This is a genomic window from Brenneria goodwinii, from assembly GCF_002291445.1.
Classification (GTDB): domain Bacteria; phylum Pseudomonadota; class Gammaproteobacteria; order Enterobacterales; family Enterobacteriaceae; genus Brenneria; species Brenneria goodwinii.
The window spans coordinates 2,073,514-2,091,849 of sequence record NZ_CP014137.1 but is presented as its reverse complement, the minus strand read 5'-3'; the positions used below and the strand labels follow the sequence as shown (position 1 = coordinate 2,091,849).

Genomic DNA, 18,336 nt, shown 5'->3' with positions numbered 1-18,336 from the left:
CCGTTATTTGCCACTGATTTTGCTGGAAAAAATGGAGCTAAAGAAATTGAAGATCGCATCTCCGGCAATCAGACCGGCAGCAAAAACCTCCATCCGATTACGCATTTTTTCTCCGCCAATTTTGATAATCAGCAAGCGCAGCGTGATACCCAGCAGCACCGCCCATCCCGCCAGCGGGTTGGCAATCAACAGGCCGGTGGCGAGCAGCACGCCCAATTGGCGCTTTGACCCCCCCAGCCATTGGATCAATGCGCCCGGCACCGTCCAGATCAGCAGTGATTTGGCGATATCCATGGAGACGCCGGCCTGAATGGTCGCGACATACACTTTGGCGACCGGAGGAACCAAATTATTCTGGAAGTAACTCTGATAGGAGAAATAGACCACCGGGATGGCGATAACGAAAGCGATCAGCGCGGCATATAGCTGCTGGCGGCGGCCTTCCAATTCGAAAGCGGCATCGGCGCCGTTATCCCGCAGGATAAAACCGGCTTTCAGGTCATAGCCCATGTCGGCGAAGGCCGGGCCGGTGGCGACGGAGAAGGAACACAGCACCGCTAATCCCAGCAAGGGGAAGCCGATCATCATACCGATGATCAAGGTGATCAAGGCAACCGCGAAAGCCGGGAACCAGCCGGAGTGCATTGCCGCCAGTCCGACGATCAGCTCATGGATAAAAGCGGCAAAAGCGGCGTAGAGAATGAACGCCAGCAACATGCCCACCGACATTTCACTGTACAGACCGGTGCCCGCCGCAATCAGCATCGCCAGGGCAATATAGCCAATCGCTCCCAGGCGGATCGCGCTGAGAATGTGCCGGCGGTCATCATTAGCGGCTTTCAGCGATGCGGCCGTTAAGGAGGCCTGGGGGTCTTTCCGGCCGCGAATAAGCACGATAACCTGAAACAGCGCCACGATACCCGCGCCAATCATCATACCGTGGGGAATATAATTTTTATTAATATCAATGCCTAAAAGGGGCAGGCTATAGCCGCGCAGCAACAGGCCGACGCCAAACATCGAAAGCGCCCAGATGTTGCCGATAAAGGCCGTACCCAGCGCCGACATCGGTAATTTAAACCAGGAACCGATAGCGCCAATAACCAGCCCGGCGCTAAGGATTGCTGCCTGACTGCCGCCCTGATCGCCGGCCTTGATCGATTCCGCCGCCGCCACTCCCGGCGGCCAGGTGCCGCTAGCCGGGAATACCGAAGTATTGAACATGCGGTAAAGCAGGTAGGCGTCCAGCAGCATGGCCAGCGCGACGCCGATAAATACCGGAATCACCAGATCCGGTCTGCCAAACAGCCACATTACGCTGATAGGCAGCAACAGGCTGTTGGCCGCGCCAAACGTCGCCGATGAAATAGCCGTCTGCGCCAGATTCTGAATGTGAATCGAGCGGAAACGGCGTAACAACTGCAGTGGAATACGGGCGATGATCATGGCGATCAATGCGCCGATAATCGAGGTGTTGGGCGTAACCCCCAGCGTCGTTAACAGTTGAATGCCGATGACCGCGCCAAACAGACTCAATATGACCAGAAACACCAACGTCAGTGGATTAAAACTGCTGTGATGCCGTTCTTTCCCCGGTTTTTCCGCCTGGTGGAGGGATGAATGACCTGACATGTAATCTCACTCCTAAAATGTAAAAATAACGCGCTTAATTTTTTATAAAGGGTTCTGTAACCAGTACGGGTCGCCATATTTTTTGCCAATCGGCATGGCGGCGCTGGTGAGTCGTCTGGCGAGACTCTCTATCTCCTGTTCATTCGCCATGCTGGCTGGAAAGGTCAGACAAAACGCGATGGTTTCACCGCTTTGCGGATTTTTTACCGAACAACTGATCGAGGCGGTGCCCGAGACCGCTTCGTTAATGGCGGAAGACCAGCGCTGCTGCCTGACCGTTTGGAGTTGTTCCTGAAGACGAGCGAAAGGAATCTGATTTTTATTCTCCGGCGTCAGCGTTTCGTCAAAATAACTCAGCAACTGCTGACTGCTATAACGAGAGAGCAACGCGCGCCCGGTGGATGTCGCCCATGAAGGAGAACGGGTTCCCGGATAGGTAATGACCTGTAATGCATGACGACCGGGAATGACCCGCAAAACCAGAACATCCGGTCCGTCCAATACGGAAAGGTAGCCGGTATGGCCGGTGGAGTGACATAAGGTGCGTAACGCCTGCTCAATATCGTCGGTAAGCGACGAGGTGCGGTGAGCCAGATAAGCGACCTCCAGCAACATTAATGCCGGACTATAGGTTGCGCTATGTGGATCTTTGCTCAGAAATCCGGTTTCACAGAGTTGTTTCAATACTCGGGACGTCGTGCTTTTAGGCAACTGTAAATGCGTAATCACATCACTGGCGGTAATGCCCCGTTTAAGCTGACTCATTAAATTCAGGATGGCGGCGGTGGTATTTAATATGCTCATATGAAGTCTCATAAAATGGAACCTGGTTCCTTTTTATAGAACTAAGCATGTTCTATGCCATGATTTATGCCGCAATCGCTATCATTTGATTACTAATAAAAATGCGGATCCCTGTCCGCCGACAGGATGATTAACGGGCTGGGAAACCGGTCAAAATGGATGCATCATTATTGTGCGCGGCACTATTTTGGCCGTTTATCTGAACTAATGCGGTGCAGTCTGGCGACAGCGGAAGGTGAAGGCGAATCGTGTGGGATAATCGATGAAGAGGTTGAACCGAGCATTCCGCGCACGGAATGCTCGGGTGAACATTATTGATGCCGTTCGCGTAAGCGATTGATAATGTTGGCAAGCGATAGATCCTGATCCTGTAACAGTACCAGCAGATGGTACATTAGATCGGCCGCTTCATTGGTCAATTCCTCACGATCGTGAACGGTGGCGGCCAGCGCGGTTTCCAGACCTTCTTCACCGACCTTCTGTGCAATGCGTTTGGTACCGCTGGCATACAGACGCGCGGTATAAGAACTGGCCGGATCGGCGCTTTTGCGTTCACCCAGCAGTTGTTCCAGCTCATACAGAAACAGCCATTCGCTGGCAGCCGGAGAGAAACAACTGTTTTTGCCCAGATGGCAGGTCGGGCCGATGGGATTCGCCAAAACAAGCAGCGTATCATTATCGCAATCCGGCGTAATCGACACGACATTGAGGAAGTTGCCGGAAGTTTCGCCCTTGGTCCATAAACGTTGTTTGGTTCGTGAGAAAAACGTCACTTTGCCGCTGTCTTCGGTCGCTTTCAGCGCGTTTTGATCCATATAACCCAGCATCAGGACTTCACCGGAAACGGCATGCTGCACGATAACGGGCATCAGTCCGTCGGTTTTTTCCCAATCCAGTTGGTTTCGTTGTTCGTCACTTAAAATACGCTGTTCGCTTAACACACCCGAATCTCCACGCCTTGTTGCTTAAGATAGTGTTTCAGTTCACCAATATTAATGATCTGCTTATGAAAAACCGACGCTGCGAGCGCGCCATCAACCTGAGCATCCTGGAAGGCAGCCAGGAAATGCGCCATGGTGCCAGCGCCGCCGGAAGCAATGAGTGGAACATGACATACTTCACGGACCAGCTTTAGCTGATCTAAATCATAACCGTTGCGCACGCCGTCTTGATTCATCATATTCAGGACGATTTCTCCGGCGCCGCGTTTTTGTACTTCCTGCACCCAGTCCAGGGTTTCCCAGGTTGTCACTTTGGTGCGTTTTTCATCACCAGTGTATTGATTAACGTGATAACGGCCGGTTGCCGCATCATGCCAGGTATCAATTCCCACCACGATACACTGTACGCCATAGCGATCGGCCAGACGGCTAATCAAGTCCGGATCGGCCAGCGCCGGCGAGTTGATGGAAATTTTATCCGCGCCGAAAGAGAGAATTTGCCCCGCTTCTTCTACGCTCTTGATACCGCCGGCCACGCAGAAGGGGATATCGATGACTTCCGCCACGCGGGATACCCAGCTTTTGTCAACAACGCGACCGTCTGATGATGCGGTGATATCGTAAAATACCAGTTCATCCGCGCCTTCCTGAGCGTAACGCTGCGCCAGCGGGACGATGTCACCGATAATTTCATGGTTGCGGAACTGTACACCTTTGACGACCTGTCCGTCACGTACATCCAGACAGGGGATTATCCGTTTTGCCAGCATGAAATGGCCTCCGCTACGTTAAATTTGCCTTCCAGCAGCGCACGTCCGACGATCACGCCCTGTACGCCGCTGCCGCGCAAGTTGGCGATATCCGCCAGGTTGCCGATGCCGCCGGACGCCTGAAACGCGACCTGCGGGTAGCGTTGGCTGACTTCTCGATAGAGTTCGACATTGGAACCGCTTAACGTGCCGTCACGCGAGATATCGGTACACAGCACGTGTTTCAGGCCAAACGGCAGATATTGTTCGACGGTTTGCTCCAGCGTGGCCTCCGAGTTTTCCTGCCAGCCGCTGATAGCCACCCGTTTGACGCCGTGGGCGTCAATGCGCACATCCAGCGCCAGCACCAGCGCGTCGGCGCCATAGTGGGTAAACCATTGTTGCACTAGCGCCGGTTGTTTTACGGCGGTGGAACCGATAACCACGCGGCTGGCGCCGGCGTTGAGCAGCGCTTCCACGTCCTGCTCGGTGCGGATACCGCCGCCGACCTGCACCGGTACGCTTACGCCGGACAGCAGCGTTTTCAGCAGCGGAATTTGACGTGCGGAGGGATCCTTTGCGCCGGTCAGGTCGACCAGGTGCAGCACCTGGGCGCCTTGCCGCTGGTAATCCTGCAACCGCGGCAGGGGATCGCTGCCGTACTGGCGCTGTTGTCCATAATCGCCCTGATGTAAACGAACAACCTGTCCGTCTATCAGATCCAATGCGGGAATAATCATGACGATTTACATCTCCAGAAAGTTTTTCAGCAACTGGGCGCCGGCCGCGCCGGAACGTTCAGGGTGAAACTGCACGCCGAAGAAATTGTCTTTCTCGACCGCGGCGGTGAAGGCTTCCCCGTAGTTCGCCTGCGCAATGGTATGCGGGCAGACCGGCATCGCGTAGCTGTGGACGAAATAGAAGTATGCGCCTTCATCAATGTCCCGAAACAGACGGTGCCCGGCTTGCGGTATAACCTGATTCCAGCCCATGTGGGGCAGCGGCAAACCGCAGTCCTTCATGAGCTTGACCGGCGTATCGACAATACCCAATGTCGGGATGCCGCCATTTTCATCGCTGGAGGTGCCGAGCAACTGCATGCCGAGACAGATACCCAGCACCGGCTGGGTACAGGCTTTAATCAAATCGATCAGATCGCGTTCGGCCAACTGGTTCATTGCCGCCTGCGCCGTGCCGACGCCGGGTAAAAACAGTTTGTCGGCATGCAGTACGACGTCGGCTTCCCGGCTGACAATCGGCTGATAGCCCAAACGCTGTACGGCGTAGTTGACCGAGGAGAGGTTGGCGCAGCCGGTATCCAGAATGACAACCTTCATCACAGCACTCCTTTTGAACTCGGCAGCGTATCGCCCTCAACTTTGATTGCCTGGCGCAGCGCCCGGCCAAAGACCTTAAACAGGCTCTCGACGCGATGATGGTCATTACGCCCCTTGGTTTTCAGATGAAGCGTACAAGCCATGGCATAGGAGAGCGAACGGAAAAAGTGTTCAACCATTTCGGTGCTCAGATCGCCCACGCGTTGATAATTGAACTCCGCTTTGTATTCCAGATGCGGACGCCCGGAAATATCCAGCGCGCAGCGCGCCAGGCACTCATCCATCGGCAGCACAAAACCAAAACGGCCGATGCCGCGTTTATCGCCCAACGCTTTGCTGAGCGCTTCTCCCAGCGCCAGCGCGGTATCTTCCACCGTGTGATGATCGTCGATATACAGGTCGCCTTTCACTTCGATGTTCATGCGGAAACCGCCGTGTGTGGCGATCTGATCCAGCATGTGATCGAAAAAGCCGACGCCGGTATTGATCTTACTGCCGCCTTCCTGATCCAGCCAGACGTTGACGTCAATCGCGGTTTCACGCGTGACGCGGCTGACATGGGCGTGACGGTTGCGTTTCGTCAACTGGCTGGCGATGGTTTGCCAGTTTAGACCTTCACGCTGATAGCGCAGACCGGTAATGCCCATGTTCTGGGCCAGTTGCAGATCCGTTTCCCGATCGCCAATCACATAGCTATGGTCCGAGTCGATAGCGCCGCTTTGCAGATACTCCGTCACCAGCGCCGTTTTCGGTTTACGGCAATCGCAGTCATCGGCCGGGAAATGCGGGCAGATCAACACCTTCTCGAAGCGAACGCCCTGGGAAGTGAAAACCTGCATCATGAGATTATGGGGCGGATCAAACGTTTCCTGCGGGAAACTGGATGTGCCGAGTCCATCCTGATTGGTGATCATGACCAGGCGGAATCCCGCTTTTTGTAATGCCAGCAATGACGGAATCACATCCGGCTCGAACTCCAGCTTATCCAGGCGATCGACCTGAAAGTCTTCGGGCGGCTCAGCGATCAATGTTCCGTCACGGTCGATAAAGAGGTATTTCTGGCTCACGTTGGCTCCTTGAGATTAAGCGTTGATTCCGGGCAATGACCGCAATGCATCGATGACGCGTTCGCATTCATGACGGTTGCCGACAGTGATGCGTAAACAGTCAGCCAGTCCAGGCTGTTTGCTTTGGTCGCGCAGGATAATACCTTGATCCCACAGAATCTTGAACGCCTGACAGGAAGGGGTAAAACGCACCAGCAAATAGTTGCTTTCGCTGGGGAACACGGTTTCCACGCAGTCCAGCGTCGCTAGCTGCTCGGCCAGCCAGCGGCGGTTTTCCACCACTTCGGCCACGTTTTTCCGCATTTTCGCCACCCCCTGGGTACTCAGCGCCTGGGCGGCGATGTCGGCAACCGGCAATGACAGCGGATAAGGCGCAATCACCTTCAGCAGTAAGGCGATAACATCCGCGTTAGCCAGCGTAAAGCCGCAACGCAGCCCGGCCAGCGCAAAGGCTTTTGACAGCGTGCGCAGAATGACCAGATGCGGATAGTCCGACAGCCAGCCGATGGTGGAGGACTGGGGGCTGAATTCGATGTAGGCTTCGTCGATCACCACCAGCGCCTTGCCCTGGGTCAGATCCAGCAGGCGACGCAGATCTTCCTGTTTGACCAGGTTGCCGGTCGGATTATTCGGGCTGCATACATAAACCAGCTTCACGCCGTCCAACTGCCGCTCAATGGAAGACATGTCCAATTGCCAGTCTTCGGTGCTTTGCGCCGTACGACGCTCGACGCCGAAAGTTTCGGCGCTGACCGCGTACATGCCGTAGGTCGGCGGGCAGAACAGAATGGCATCCTTACCCGGTTCGCAAAATGCGCGGATCAGCAGTTCAATGCCTTCGTCCGCGCCGCGGCTGACCAATACCTGCTCCCGAGGCAACCCGACATAGTCGGCGTAGCGATCGATCACCATCTTCGGCTGGCATTCCGGATAGCGGTTCAGCGTTGAAAGCGTCAGCTGATATTCCGGCGCCTGCGGGTATTCATTGGCATTTAACCACACATCGCCGCTGCCGCCCAGACGACGGGCGGACTGATAGGGCGTCAGCGCGCGCACATTGGCGCGGGCCAGTTGCTCAATACTCATGCTTGCTCCTTAAGGGCCGCGACACGCAGGGTGACTGCATTTTTATGGGCGGTGAGTTGCTCGGCCTGAGCCAGCGTCTCAATGGTCGGCGCCAACTGCAACAACCCTTGAGGGGTTAGTTGCTGTACCGTCATCCGTTTTTGAAAATCGGCCAGCCCCAGGCTGGAGTAGGTTGCCGTATAACCATACGTCGGCAGGACATGATTCGTCCCGGAGGCGTAATCCCCCGCGGATTCAGGCGACCAGTCGCCAAGGAATACCGAGCCGGCGCTGGTGATCTGGTCAACCCAATTTTCCGCGTCGCGCGTCTGAATGATCAGGTGTTCCGGACCGTAGCGGTTACTGATTTCAATGCACTGTTCCAGATCTCTCGCCACAATGACCCGGCTACTGGACAGCGCCTGGCGCGCGATGTCGGCGCGTGAAAGCAGCAACAGCTGTTGTTCTACCGCTTCGGCCACCGCTTTTGCCAGGGCGGCATCGGGCGTCAGCAGAATCACCTGCGAGTCGGGGCCGTGTTCAGCCTGTGAAAGCAGGTCGGCGGCAACAAATGCCGGCGTGGCGCCGCTGTCGGCGATGACCAGCACTTCGGACGGCCCGGCCGGCATATCAATCGCCGCGCCGGCCAAATCCTGGCTAACCTGACGTTTGGCTTCGGTGACATAGGCGTTGCCCGGCCCAAAGATTTTATCGACTTTGGGGACGCTTTCGCTGCCGAACGCCATGGCGGCAATCGCCTGGGCGCCGCCCAGTTGGAAAACTTCCTGAATGCCGCACAGCTGCGCGGCATAGAGAATTTCATCGGCGATGGGCGGTGGCGAACACAACACGACACGCTTGCAGCCAGCGATGCGCGCGGGCGTTCCCAGCATCAATACCGTTGAAGGCAGCGGCGCTGATCCGCCGGGGATATATAATCCGATAGTGGCGATCGGGCGGGTTAGCTGCTGGCAGCGGACGCCCGGCTGGGTTTCCACATCGACCACCGATAGCTTCTGCGCATTGTGGAACGTTTCAATGTTGCGCACCGCCGTCGCCATCGCCTGCTTTACCTCTTCATCAAGACGTTCGCAAGCGGCGGTAATCTCTTGCGCGCTAACGCGGATTGAATCAACCTGTACTTTATCGAACTGTGCGCTGTATTCGCGCAGGGCGCTATCGCCGCGGTTTTTTACGCTTTTCAGGATGTCTTCTACAATGCCGGTAATGCGATCCGATGCCGAGATGGCCGGACGGGTCAGTAATTGGCGTTGCTCCTCGGCGGAACAACGTTGCCAGTCAATAATGGTATTGAAGCTGGTCATCGTGTTGCTGTCAGCCATTGCTATCACTCCATCATTTTTTCAATCGGCAATACCAGAATTGAACTGGCGCCGAGCGATTTCAGATTTTCCATGGTTTCCCAGAACAGGGTTTCGCTGCTGACCATGTGCATGGCGACGCGGCTCTGATCGCCGGCCAGCGGCAAAATGGTCGGCCGTTCCGCGCCCGGCAGCAGGGCGACGACTTCATCCAGTCGTTCGCTCGGCGCGTGCAACATAATGTATTTCGATTCGCGCGCCTGGATAACGCCCTGCATGCGGGTCAGCAATTTATCGATGAGCTGCTGTTTGTCCGCCGACATTTCACCGTCGCGTTGAATCAGGCAGGCTTTGGAGCGATAGATAACTTCAACTTCACGCAGGCCGTTAGCTTCCAACGTGGCCCCGGTTGAAACCAGATCGCAAATGGCGTCGGCCAGACCCGCGCGCGGAGCGACTTCGACTGAACCGTTCAGCAGGCAGGATTTGAAGTTGATGTCTTTTTTGTCGAGATATTGCTTAAGCAGGTGGGGGTAGGAAGTGGCGATACGTTTGTTTTGCAGACATTCCGGACCGGTGTATTGCTCATCCAGCGGCATTGCCAGTGATAAGCGGCAGCCGCCGAAGTCCAAACGGCGCAGCGTAAAATAGCGTGGATCTTCGCCTTGCGCTCGGCGATTGAGCAGCTCTTCTTCCAGTACGTTCTCGCCGATGATTCCCAAATCGACCACGCCATCCATTACCAGGCCCGGAATATCATCGTCACGGACGCGCAGAATATCAATCGGCATGTTTTCCGCAAAAGCAATGAGGCGCTGTTGATGTAAGTTGATTTTAATACCGCAGCGTGCCAGCAGTTCTCGTGAATCATCGCTCAGACGACCTGACTTCTGCATTGCTATCCGTAAACGTGTTTTATCCAGCATGGAAACCTCATTAACCTGTCAAATTAAAACTATTTTAAAAAGTAGGGCCATAAAAAAACGTCGGGAACGTTTTTTAACGTTGCGCCGCAACGGCCCGTAGGGTGGCGTTTCGGGATCGCACACCATAAAAAAACCCTCGGAAGTCAATCTTCCGAGGGCTCTCTTTTCGCTCTGCGCCACTGGAAGATTTAAACGTCTTCCAGCACCAATCGCCTGAAAGACTAGTCAGGGTGATGGTGATGATGGTGGTTAAACAGAACGCTTGTCATAAAATATCTCTTGGTTGTATCAATATATCAATTGTCCGTTGAATAACCTAAACCATGTGCAGGTATCAGCGCAACCCTTTTTTGCGCCAGGTGGGACGATTAGTCATATAGAGTGTCCCAGATAGTAGGAATAAAATGTATTTTGTGGTGATGCGGGAGAGCTAATGATGAAAAAAGTGGCGATTGTCGGTCTGGGTTGGTTGGGTATGCCGCTGGCATTGGCGTTGAATGGTCATGGTTATCAGGTGGTGGGCAGCAAAACGACGATTGATGGCGTTGAAGCGGCGCGTCTGAGCGGTATTGAATGCTATCAGCTCCGGCTGACGCCGGAACTGGAATGCGATGCGGATGAGTTAAAAAACCTGTTACAGGTTGATGCGTTGGTGATTACGCTACCGGCGAGCCGCACGGTGCAGGGCGGTGAAAACTATGTGCTGGCGGTACAGGCGTTGGTGAATACGGCTCGGGTTTTTAATGTCGCGCGGATTATTTTCACCAGTTCGACATCCGTGTATGGCAATACCGCCGGCAACGTGCGGGAAAACTCGCCGTTGCAACCCGTATCGGTTGCCGGCAAGGTTTTGATGTCGCTTGAACAGTGGCTACAGCATTTACCTGATACTTCGGTAGATATCCTGCGGCTGGCCGGGTTAGTGGGCATTGATCGTCATCCCGGCCGTTTTCTGGCGGGAAAGACCGGGCTGAGCGGGGGAACGCACGGTGTGAATCTGGTTCACCAGGAAGATGTGCTGTCGGCAATCCAGCTATTATTAAAGCTGCCGAATGGCGGTCATCTGTATAACCTATGCGCGCCGCAACATCCCGCCAAGCAGGAGTATTACCCCGCTCAGGCGCGTAAACTGCATTTAACTCCTCCGCAGTTTGTTGCGGATAACGATACGTCGGCAGGGCGTCTGATTGATGGTCAGCGTATTTGCCGTGAACTCGGCTTTGATTATCAATATCCGGATCCCATGATCATGCCGCTGGGATAGCGATGGGACGAATGTCGCCCTGATTATCGGCCGCTAATCAGGGCGGTATTCACTATTTTATACTATCAATGGGTTAACGTACTTTTTCCGTATCAAGGTTGGCCTGCAGCAACGTGTTGGTGTTGGGTTGTAAAGAGGCAAGGCTGGCCATGCGCTGCGCGCTGCGGTCTTCATTTTCATACAGACGAAAGTGCGCGACCATTTTTTCCAACAAAGAGGATTGCTCTTCCAATGAGTTGGCCGAGATGGACGATTCCATAACCAGCGCCGCATTCTGTTGAGTCGTCGTATCCAACTCGCTGATTGCTCTTGCTATCTGTTCAATGCCACGGCTCTGTTCGTCTGAGGCGGAGGAAATATCGCCCATGATGTCGTTTACTTTTGCTACCGAAGAGACGATCTGCTTCATGGCCGTACCCGCTTCGGCGACCAGTTTGCTGCCTACATCAATGCGCGAGACTGACTCGGATATCAGTGTGGCGATCTCTTTCGCCGCTTGAGAGCTGCGTTGGGAAAGGTTTCTGACTTCGCTGGCGACAACGGCGAATCCACGGCCTTGCTCGCCGGCGCGCGCCGCTTCAACGGCGGCGTTTAAGGCCAGGATATTGGTTTGAAAAGCGATACTGTTAATAACGGCCGTGATATCGGCGATTTTATTCGAACTGGCGGAAATGTCATCCATCGTGTTGACGACATTCTGCACGACTTCCCCGCCTTTATGGGCATTCTGCGAGGCTTCCGCCGTTATCTGGCTGGCTTGTCGGGCGTTATCCGCATTGTTTTTAACCGTTGACGTCAGTTGTTCCATGCTGGCTGCGGTTTCAACCACCGCGGCTGACTGCTGTTCCGTGCGGGATGATAAGTCGTTATTCCCGACGGCGATTTTGGCCGCTGAATCGGTGACGCTGTCGACACTGTCGCGTACATCGCTAATCATTCGCCGAAGGTTCTCATTCATCCGCGCCATGGCGGCCGTTAATTGCCCTAGCTCATCATGCCGGTCAACAACAATGGAGGCGGTGAGGTCGCCGCTGGCAATCTGCTCGGCCAGCGCTAGATTGCGGATAACCGGCTTGGTGATTTGCCGGGTAACGCCGACGGCGGTGATGATGCCAATAACGACGGCTATCAAGCCAATGATAGTCGTGATATTCGCCGACTCATAGGCCAGTGCATCATTTTTCCCTTTGACGATATTGATGATGGATTTAATCGCGGCGCTGCTTTTATCCCCGGCGACTTTAACCGCGTCTTCGGCTTTTTTCAGACCGTTCAATGCAGTGAAATAATCTTCGTTGAGTTTTTTATAATTAAGGGCATAACGCCATAATTCATCGGCAACGGCTTTGTCTTCCATCGATAACGCCGGTATTAAATTTTGATAAAATTTTTCGGCGCTCCCGAAACTTTCTGATAATTCATTCAATGCCGTATCTGTTTCTTTGAGCTGAAGCTCGTATGCCCGATTTTTAATCCCGGAAATTAAAAAAATAAACGTATCAAGGCTATTCTCGCTATTGCCATCAAGTGATTCGTTAACAGAGCGATTGTCTGAGTTTCGCGCTATATTTTGATGGTTGAGCGTATTTATATTTTCTCTGTAGGCGACGACTTTTTTAGTCGCTTCTGCCATATTGCTGATTGATTGCTGGAATTCATTTAAATGTTGACCAATATTGTCAACGTAGACTTTCTCTTCGTCACTCCAGGATAGCTGGTGGGCCTCATCAGTGAGCGCTGATGCATGCTTAATGTAGTCAGACATGACCTGACGCGACTGCTCATCTGCGGAATAGAAATATTTTAATCTATTAATTTTTGCCTGGAAAACCTCAATGTTGATATTGTATATCAGATTGGTTTTTTCATAAATCTGTCGGATTGATTTAAATCTGCTAACGCTGAGTAATGATGCAATAATAACCAGTAGTAGAATAACGCCAAATCCAATATAGAGCTTATGAGATATTTTAATATTACGGATCCGATTAATCAGATAATGCATTGCCTTTCTCCATCAGTAAGATGCGCGCGTAATAAACGATGCCAACGGTTAATTGAGTTCTGACCTGAGTGAATTATCGGTATAGGTAACCAAAGTATTAGCGCTATAAATGAGCATGATGAAATTTTGTGACGAAGTTATTATTGCGTTGGGCGTTTAAACAATAAATACTATGCGGATAACCGATAGCCTCAGGGGTCGCGGTCATGATCGAAACCGGGGAGCTTTGCGGCGCTGATAGGCCGAACGCCTGACGTCCTCCGGGATGTGTTATAACCTTTTGAATTTTTTTGTAAAAATATCTTTTCTGATGGATTGTCCTAAATTTGAATGCAAAATTGCCGATACCATCCGGAGGCTTCTGTGTCGCGCGATTTGGCTGGCGTAGCAATAAAACGTTAATTGATTTCAAGGTGCGGCAAGACGCTAATCGAAAAGATCCTGACGCGCTTATGCAAGTACCGTTTAAATAGGCGGCGATGAATCAGCAGGGCGTCGATTTAACCAGGATTTTCGGCAGTTTCGATGGGGCAATGCCTGTGATTTAGGGACGCCAATGATTTAAAAATAGCCGGTATAAACCATTGGCTAATGGTGGAGATAACAGTTGTGGATGAGAACTTGAAAGAGCAGTTTGTTAAACGTAATAAACTGGCTATCTGTGCAACGCTGCGTGATCTAAAGAAAAATGACATAACCCTCATGGTCTATCATTCTCGCGGCCAGTTCATCAGTAAAATTCTTGATGTATTACCCAACGAAGGGATTTTCATTTTTGATCTGGGTGGCGTTGAGCATGAAAATAGCCGGGCATTGGGCGCAGGAACGTTGTCCTTTGTCGCCGAACCGGCGGGGGCGAGAGTCGAGTTCAAAGCGGATATATCTCAATTGGTTGATTTTCAAGGACTGCCCGCTTTCAGTTCTGGTATACCCGAACAGCTTTATCTTATTCAACGCAGAACCTATTTTCGCATCAATACACCGTTTTGGCCGCCGCTATTGTGCCGGGGAAAGTTACCGGATGATAGCCAATTCCAATTCACGATGAAGGATCTCTCGCTTGGCGGATTGAGCCTTTGTACCGATCGGGATGTCTCCGGCCTATTAAATAAAGGGGATCTCATCCGTGATGTTGAGATGGATCTCAATGATTATGGCGGCTTCCACCTGGATATGCAGTTTGTCGGCCAGTCGACGATAAAAGATGTGGATAGTAAAGGGGAAGTGAAAATCACTCAGCGCCTGAGTTTTAAATTCCTGTCGCTGTCCGCCGCTCAAGAGCGTGACTTGCAGCAGGTTATTTTTGAGTTTGAAAGATTGCAGATTGAGAAGAAGAAAAAGTTTCAGGAGCTGTGAGTCAGCGGCCGTACCGTTTGTACCGACAGCATGACGAAGCAGCTATCCAAGCGGATATAACTACAAGATATAAATAAAATTGATGCCGAAACTCTCAGTGTCTTGTCAGACGGGAGTGGCTGGTGCAGAATACGCGCCTTGCAAATAACCGACGTTTAATCGCGTCGGTTATTTTTTTGCATTTATGTATTCAACTAAGAGGCCGGATAGCGTTCCGGATAGATAAGTCTGTTTGTGTGTGCCAGTGAGCCACGGTGAGGAAAGGAAAGATGGGGCAATCAGTAAATTTCGTGCCGGTGCCCGCCGGTTTGTGTTGCAAAAACGGTGATTATGGCGCTACTCGCCAGCCGCTGTTGATGTCTGACAGTGTTTCAGTTCTCTCCTTTCGTCGTTACCTCGGCGAGCCCTGTTTAAATAATTCATCGTTTATCTCTTCTCTCTCCAGGCCATATCACGCCGTATCCGTGGCAGGCAACGCATCTGTCATGAATAAAGGAGGAGTATGCTATGTCGCTTGATAACGGCGTTTCTTCCTCACCGCGTGCACAATTAAGAAAAAATCTCACGCTATGGCCGGTGGTCATGATGGGGCTGGCTTATTTACAGCCGATGACTATTTTTGACACCTTCGGTATTGTCTCCGGGCTGACCGACGGGCATGTCGCCACCGCTTATGCTTTTGCGTTAGCGGGTATTTTGTTTACCGCATTAAGCTACGGCAAACTGGTTCGCCGTTTCCCCTCCGCCGGATCCGCGTATACCTATGCCCAGAAGGCTATCAGCCCGCACGTCGGCTTTATGGTGGGGTGGTCGTCATTGCTGGATTATCTGTTCATGCCGATGATTAATATTCTGCTGGCAAAAATTTATCTTGCCGCCATTTTCCCCGGCGTGCCTTCGTGGATTTTTGTTGCGGCGCTGGTTGGCTTGATGACGCTATTTAACCTGCGCGGCATCGCTGTTGTCGCCAATCTTAATTCTATCATCGTTGTTGTTCAGGTCGCGATTATGGCGGTGTTTCTGGGGCTGGTGATTCATGGCGTTTATCATGGCGAGGGGAGCGGTACGCTGGTCAGCGCCAGGCCGTTCTGGTCTGACAATGCGCATGTTGTGCCGATGATAACCGGAGCCACAATACTTTGTTTCTCTTTCCTGGGATTTGACGGCATCAGTTCACTGTCCGAGGAGACGCAGGATGCCGGCAGAGTTATCCCGAAAGCGATTTTTCTGACGGCTTTAATCGGCGGATTGATTTTTATCGTCGTTTCGTATTTTTTACAGCTCTATTTCCCGGATATCTCCCGGTTTAAGGAGCCAGAAGCCTCTCAGCCTGAAATTATGCTGTATGTCGCCGGGAAGTTTTTCCAGTCAATCATTTTGGTTTTTTCCTGCGTAACCGTTCTGGCATCAGGTATGGCCGCGCATGCTGGGGTATCTCGCCTGATGTACGTCATGGGGCGTGACGGCGTATTTCCTGAGCGCTTCTTCGGCTATATCAACCCGAAATTACATACGCCGTCGTTGAATATTTTGCTGGTGGGCGCCATCGCCTTGTCGGCGGTATCTTTTGAACTGGATACGGCGACGGCGTTGATTAACTTTGGCGCGCTGGTTGCGTTTACCTTCGTCAATCTATCGGTGATTTCACAATTTTATATTCGTGAACGCCGTAACCGGACGCTAAAAGAGACCTTCAGCTATCTTATCTTACCGGTATTGGGCGCCTTGACCGTTGGCGCGCTGTGGGTCAACCTGGAAAAAAGTTCCATGACGCTGGGCCTGATTTGGGGGGCGATTGGGCTGCTTTATCTGGCCTTCGTGACGCGTAGTTTCCGTCAACCGGTGCCGCAGTGCAGTGAAGAACCGGTTTAAGCGCAGGATGTTTAAATTGGAAAGCGGAAAATTCATTCTCCTCTTGAGTTTGATGACAAACCTGTCTGTGAAGCCGAGATACCCGGGGCGACCACGGGGGTGAGGCGTCCCTGCGGGAACTTCCCCCCGTGTTTCCCCTAATAATAGGCTTTATCGACAATCTGAAGCGGAGAAATCACTCTCCGCTTTTTTTCGATAATTGGCCGTTAGCTGGTTAAGGTCTGCGCATAGGCAAACAGCGCTTTAATGAGATCGGTTTTTTGTTTATCGCCATCATAACGCTGATACAGCGTATCCAACTCCGCGATGTATTCCTGCAACCGCTCTGCGGTAAATACCGTCCGGCGATGTTGCAGCCAGCGTTGCTGTTCGCCATCAACCAGCGTGTTGGGGTAATTGCGGGCCCGATAGCGGAATAGCAGAGGTTCCAGGCGGTCGTCGACAAACTTTAGATCCAGCGCGGGAAGGTTATTCGGCGCGGTTTCCTGAATGATTTTCATCGCCATGCGATCGGCGTCGCCAAAAAAGCCATCATAGATGCGCAGGTCGACATCATCCGGCGTGCTAAAGGCCGGTGATTCGGCAAACAACGCCACCACTTTTTCCCTGATCTGACTGTTTTGCCGCAGCAGTTTTAAATTATCCAGACAGCGTTGACGATCGATGTCCAACCGCTCGGCATCTTCGGGACGCAACGTACTGGCGGGAGCAAGCACCGGGCATTTATTGATATGAACCAGCTTGATGGGAACGGCGCTTTGAGCGGCGGTCAGTTGATCCCGGCGGGTATATAAACGTTCACGTAATGCAGGCGCATCCAACTCCAGCAGCGGCGTTATGTCGCCGGCGAGATCGCACATGATGACGGCGTTACGGTTATCCGGATGCCAGGCGAGGGGGGCCACCCAACTGGCATTGCCTCTCGCCGCGCCAAACATGCCGGAAACATGAACCAATGGCTTCATTTGCGGGATATCAATCAGCGCGCTGACTTTGTTTTTATTACGCAACTGGAACAGATAATCGAAAAGTTTGGGTTGCGCCTGTTTCAGCAGTTTAGCCATGGCGATGGTGGCGTAGACGTCGGACATGGCGTCATGGGCATGTTCATGGGATACGCCGTTGGCCGCGGTTAAATGCTCGAGCCTGAAGCTGGGCAAGCCATCATCATTTTCCGGCCAGACAATCCCCTCGGGGCGCAGCGCATAACAGGCGCGCAGCGCATCCAGTAGATCCCAGCGAGAGTTGCCGTTCTGCCAGCTATAGGCGTAGGGATCATAGAAATTACGATAAAAGATATTGCGGCTGACTTCGTCATCGAAACGGATGTTGTTGTAACCCATGATGCAGGTGCCGGGCACGCTGAATGCTTCATGAATCTGACGGGCGAATTCCGCTTCGTTCACGCCTTTGTCCAGCGCTGCTTGCGGCGTAATCCCCGTTATCATGACCGCTTCCGGTTCCGGTAGATAATCGTCCGCCGGTTTGCAATAGATCACTAACGGATCGCCGATGATGTTGAAATCCAGATCGGTTCGTATCCCGGCAAACTGCGCGGGCCGGTCGCGGGCCGGATGCTTGCCAAAGGTTTCATAATCATGAATAAAAAACGTAGGTTGTGTTTTATCGGCCATATTTACATTGAGCTTAAATGATTGGTTTGTGCGCCAGGTTTGGCAGAGATAGCTGGGAATATGCCAAGGATATCATTGAATGACCGTGTTGCGTTCCTGTTTCGTCATCAACGAAGCGGCTCCCCAAAAGCCTAGTCAAACGCGCCTGGATGTTTTTTATGCCGGTTCGTGTCGTCATTAACGCTCCGGTTATCGGGGTCGTCCTTTTATTGGCAGAAATAGTTCTATAAATACTGTTTTCTATGTCGCTTTCCTGACGTGGGTCAAATTCATTAGGGGCATAATTGCTAGGCATGTACATTATCCTCAGTTACAATTCCTCCTGTTAATACGAATGATAATCAGGTTTTTTATTGTCTAAA

The 18,336-nt window shown here is 52.5% G+C and carries 17 protein-coding genes and 1 other annotated feature; of the genes, 3 read left to right on the top strand and 14 right to left on the bottom strand.

Going from position 1 to position 18,336, the window contains the following annotated elements; all coding sequences use genetic code 11:
- Nucleotides 1-3: 3 nt before the first annotated feature.
- From ACN28R_RS09380 to hisL, 11 genes are all read right to left on the bottom strand, one after another.
- The gene (locus ACN28R_RS09380) at nucleotides 4-1,632 is read right to left on the bottom strand and encodes an OPT/YSL family transporter (RefSeq protein WP_095834234.1); all 1,629 of its coding nucleotides are present in this window, start codon (nucleotides 1,630-1,632) and stop codon (nucleotides 4-6) included.
- Between the two features lie 42 nt (nucleotides 1,633-1,674).
- Nucleotides 1,675-2,436, bottom strand: coding sequence for an IclR family transcriptional regulator (locus ACN28R_RS09375; protein WP_183096751.1), 762 nt, complete (start codon nucleotides 2,434-2,436; stop codon nucleotides 1,675-1,677).
- A 311-nt stretch (nucleotides 2,437-2,747) separates the two neighbouring features.
- Entirely contained in the window at nucleotides 2,748-3,359 is a 612-nt protein-coding gene (gene hisIE, locus ACN28R_RS09370) for a bifunctional phosphoribosyl-AMP cyclohydrolase/phosphoribosyl-ATP diphosphatase HisIE (protein WP_048639977.1), read from the bottom strand.
- 11 nt (nucleotides 3,360-3,370) lie between these two features.
- Entirely contained in the window at nucleotides 3,371-4,147 is a 777-nt protein-coding gene (gene hisF / locus ACN28R_RS09365) for an imidazole glycerol phosphate synthase subunit HisF (RefSeq protein ID WP_048639206.1), read from the bottom strand.
- Nucleotides 4,129-4,866 (bottom strand): 1-(5-phosphoribosyl)-5-[(5-phosphoribosylamino)methylideneamino]imidazole-4-carboxamide isomerase, encoded by a 738-nt coding sequence (hisA, locus tag ACN28R_RS09360; protein WP_095834232.1) that lies wholly within the window; start codon nucleotides 4,864-4,866, stop codon nucleotides 4,129-4,131. Before hisA ends, hisF begins: the two co-directional genes overlap by 19 nt.
- Nucleotides 4,867-4,872: 6 nt before the next feature.
- Nucleotides 4,873-5,463, bottom strand: a complete 591-nt coding sequence (gene hisH, locus ACN28R_RS09355) for an imidazole glycerol phosphate synthase subunit HisH (protein ID WP_048639204.1) — start codon at nucleotides 5,461-5,463, stop codon at nucleotides 4,873-4,875.
- On the bottom strand, nucleotides 5,463-6,530 hold the full coding sequence (hisB, locus tag ACN28R_RS09350; protein ID WP_095834231.1) for a bifunctional histidinol-phosphatase/imidazoleglycerol-phosphate dehydratase HisB: 1,068 nt from the start codon (nucleotides 6,528-6,530) through the stop codon (nucleotides 5,463-5,465). The genes hisH and hisB overlap by 1 nt, the downstream gene beginning before the upstream one ends.
- A 15-nt stretch (nucleotides 6,531-6,545) precedes the next feature.
- Nucleotides 6,546-7,616, bottom strand: coding sequence for a histidinol-phosphate transaminase (gene hisC, locus ACN28R_RS09345; protein ID WP_048639202.1), 1,071 nt, complete (start codon nucleotides 7,614-7,616; stop codon nucleotides 6,546-6,548).
- On the bottom strand, nucleotides 7,613-8,938 hold the full coding sequence (hisD, locus tag ACN28R_RS09340) for a histidinol dehydrogenase (protein WP_095834230.1): 1,326 nt from the start codon (nucleotides 8,936-8,938) through the stop codon (nucleotides 7,613-7,615). The genes hisC and hisD overlap by 4 nt, the downstream gene beginning before the upstream one ends.
- Nucleotides 8,939-8,943: 5 nt before the next feature.
- Nucleotides 8,944-9,843 carry an ATP phosphoribosyltransferase gene (gene hisG, locus ACN28R_RS09335; protein WP_048639200.1) on the bottom strand — a complete coding sequence of 300 codons (900 nt, stop codon included), beginning with the start codon at nucleotides 9,841-9,843 and terminating at the stop codon, nucleotides 8,944-8,946.
- 124 nt (nucleotides 9,844-9,967) lie between these two features.
- Nucleotides 9,968-10,089: a sequence feature (His leader region), on the bottom strand.
- The gene (gene hisL, locus ACN28R_RS09330; protein WP_121514178.1) at nucleotides 10,065-10,112 is read right to left on the bottom strand and encodes a his operon leader peptide; all 48 of its coding nucleotides are present in this window, start codon (nucleotides 10,110-10,112) and stop codon (nucleotides 10,065-10,067) included. It overlaps the preceding feature by 25 nt.
- A 167-nt stretch (nucleotides 10,113-10,279) precedes the next feature.
- Here hisL and ACN28R_RS09325 point away from each other — a divergent pair, with 167 nt between their 5' ends.
- Nucleotides 10,280-11,107, top strand: a complete 828-nt coding sequence (locus ACN28R_RS09325; protein WP_048639976.1) for an SDR family oxidoreductase — start codon at nucleotides 10,280-10,282, stop codon at nucleotides 11,105-11,107.
- A gap of 73 nt (nucleotides 11,108-11,180) precedes the next feature.
- On the opposite strand, the gene ACN28R_RS09320 is transcribed toward ACN28R_RS09325, so the two are convergent.
- Complete coding sequence (locus ACN28R_RS09320) at nucleotides 11,181-13,112, bottom strand: methyl-accepting chemotaxis protein (protein ID WP_095834229.1); 1,932 nt, start codon at nucleotides 13,110-13,112, stop codon at nucleotides 11,181-11,183.
- Nucleotides 13,113-13,712: 600 nt separating this feature from the next.
- On the opposite strand from ACN28R_RS09320, the gene ACN28R_RS09315 reads away from it, so the two are divergent.
- Both ACN28R_RS09315 and ACN28R_RS09310 read left to right on the top strand, forming a co-directional pair.
- The gene (locus tag ACN28R_RS09315; RefSeq protein WP_145957996.1) at nucleotides 13,713-14,468 is read left to right on the top strand and encodes a flagellar brake protein; all 756 of its coding nucleotides are present in this window, start codon (nucleotides 13,713-13,715) and stop codon (nucleotides 14,466-14,468) included.
- A gap of 507 nt (nucleotides 14,469-14,975) precedes the next feature.
- Nucleotides 14,976-16,340 carry an APC family permease gene (locus tag ACN28R_RS09310; RefSeq protein ID WP_095834227.1) on the top strand — a complete coding sequence of 455 codons (1,365 nt, stop codon included), beginning with the start codon at nucleotides 14,976-14,978 and terminating at the stop codon, nucleotides 16,338-16,340.
- A gap of 206 nt (nucleotides 16,341-16,546) precedes the next feature.
- On the opposite strand, the gene sbcB is transcribed toward ACN28R_RS09310, so the two are convergent.
- Both sbcB and ACN28R_RS09300 read right to left on the bottom strand, forming a co-directional pair.
- Nucleotides 16,547-17,974, bottom strand: a complete 1,428-nt coding sequence (gene sbcB / locus ACN28R_RS09305) for an exodeoxyribonuclease I (RefSeq protein ID WP_095834226.1) — start codon at nucleotides 17,972-17,974, stop codon at nucleotides 16,547-16,549.
- Nucleotides 17,975-17,987: 13 nt separating this feature from the next.
- Complete coding sequence (locus tag ACN28R_RS09300) at nucleotides 17,988-18,269, bottom strand: hypothetical protein (RefSeq protein ID WP_145957971.1); 282 nt, start codon at nucleotides 18,267-18,269, stop codon at nucleotides 17,988-17,990.
- Nucleotides 18,270-18,336: the final 67 nt, after the last annotated feature.